The organism is uncultured Gimesia sp. (genome assembly GCF_937919775.1).
Classification (GTDB): Bacteria; Planctomycetota; Planctomycetia; order Planctomycetales; family Planctomycetaceae; genus Gimesia.
In genome coordinates this window covers 1-2364 of the sequence record NZ_CALFPF010000214.1, presented here as the reverse complement: position 1 = coordinate 2364, position 2364 = coordinate 1, and the positions used below count along the sequence as shown (strand labels likewise).

At 52.4% G+C, this 2364-nt stretch carries 1 protein-coding gene; it reads left to right on the top strand.

Annotated features, from left to right (window positions below; translation table 11 throughout):
- On the top strand, positions 1-2314 hold a 2314-nt coding region (locus tag Q0294_RS05685), incomplete at its 5' end, for a TolC family protein (protein WP_299461790.1).
- Positions 2315-2364 lie beyond the last annotated feature (50 nt).

Here is a 2364-nt window from a genome sequence, read left to right as displayed (position 1 = left end):
CTTTAAGGATAGATACATGAACCTTCGCCAGAAGTTACACCGTTTTTTTTGTGGATGTTTAATCACCAGCCAGCTTGCAGGCTGTCACGGTCTGGGTACCGATACGGACCTGCATTACCTGGGTGATAAAGAACTTCAGTATTATGAAGATGTCGCCACAAAAATTGAATACCCGGCTGTTTTTGAAGAAACCCCGGAAGAAATCACCTTCTCGGGCAAGCCGCGAACTCTGGCAGATCGTTCCCAGGATCAGATCTGGGATTTGCCCCTGATGGATGCCATTCATCTGGGCCTGGCGAACAGTGAAGTCATCCGAGTTGCCGGCACGCTCGGAACGAACGGCAACGGAGTATTAAATAATCCGGACGGCACTCCGACCATTTTTGATCCTTCCATCCAGGAAACCAACGTTCTGTTGGGTGGATCACGGGGCGTCGAAGCGGCTCTCTCTGCCTTTGATACAACGTTTACCGCGAATATGCTCTGGGGCCGCTCGGAACAGGTTCAGAACAGTCCGTTTTTTGGTGGGAGTCCCGGCGGTACTTTGACTCAGGAAACCGGTCAATTTCAATCCGGCCTCTCGAAAACATTTGCGAACGGCGGACAATTTGCCCTTTCGCATAACTGGAATTATACGGGCAGCAATGCGACCAGTCAGTTATTTCCTTCCAGCTACGCAGGCAACGCAGGCCTGTCTTATCGTCAACCATTCCTGGCAGGAGCCGGAGTGGATTATACCCGGATTGCCGGCCCGATTGGTTCCGGTTTTACCGGTATTACCGGGGTCAGTCAGGGGGTCGTGATCGCCCGCATCAACAATGACCTGGTGCTGGCCGACTTCGAGAAAAATGTTCGTAATCTGGTGTCTGATATTGAAGAGACCTATTGGCAACTCTATCTGGCTTATCGCCTGTATGACACGCAGGTAGTCGCCCGCAATTCGGCATTACGCAGTTGGCGCGAAGCCCATGCCAAGCTGGAAGCCGGTGGTACAAGAAACTTCAAACCCGCAGACGAAGCTCAGGCGAAAGATCGCCTGTTTGAAACACAATCGTTAGTCCAGGCCACGCGCAGCGATATTTACACGGCGGAGAGTCGTTTCCGTCGGCTGGTGGGGCTGCCCGTTAATGACGGTAAAATTATCCGCCCGATCGACGACCCCGTCTCAGCAGAATTCACTCCTGACTGGAGTATCTGTCTGACGGAAGGTCTGGTTCACCGGGTCGAACTGCGTAAACAAAAATGGAACATCAAGAGCCTCGAATTTCAGCGGATGGCGGCAACCAGCCTGACCAGACCGCGACTGGACCTGGTATCCAGTTATCAGGTTAACGGTTTCGGGGATCAACTGCTCAGTCAGAAAAACACGGATGGTGTAACCTCTCAGGGCCTACATAACGCTTATGGAACACTTCTGGACAACGACCAGGACAGTTGGACCATCGGCTGGGAATTCAGTATGCCGCTCGGTTTCCGGTCGGCTCATGCTCAGGTTGAGAATCTGGAATTTCGAATCTCGAAAGCGCGTGCCTTGCTGCAAGCGCAGGAAATGGATGTCAGTCAGGAACTGGCCATCACTTTTCAGGACCTGGCCAAGAACTACGCGACCGCTCAATCCAATTTCAACCGTTGGCGCGCTGCCCGAAGACGGGTTGAGTTGTTTGACGCAGAAGTTCAGGCAGGAACTACAACCCTCGATACTCTGCTGCGTGCCCAGTCCAGTCTGGCCTCTGCCGAAACAGAATATTATCGTTCGCTCGTGGCTTACAACGTGGCAATCAAGAACCTCCACAAGTGGAAAGGAACTTTGCTGAAACACAACAATATCCACTTAATGGAAGGCGAATGGTCTCCGGCAGCCTATCAACAGGCGATCAGACGAGCCTGGGCCAGAACGCACGGCATCGATGCTGACAGACTCCAAAGCAAACCAGAACCGTTTGTAGCTGATGGCTATATTGGTGAAGTGGGTGTAATGCCAGCACAAGAAGGAGCATCCTATGAAAGCGGACAGGAACGCGTGACACCAGACATTCTGCCCGTGCCCGAACCAGAGATGTCTCCGGATTACGCACCACCGGTTCCGGCAACCAGCAGTGAACCCGCGGCCCGCCTTGAATATGATCCCGAAAGCAGGAATCCTTTTGCTGCGACAAATTCGGAAAAGGCGGTCAATGCAGCACTCAGTAACGAAGCAGAGCCGTCTTCCTTAGACATCAGACGGGTATCAGCGACGCAGGATGAACTGCCAATCGTAGATACCGAGCAGAAAATGGATGTAGAATTCTTACCTGCTACCAGTTTTGTGGAGTAGATTGCCTGCTGCATTATCTGGGTTACTCCGATAATGCAGCTTTCACAGGC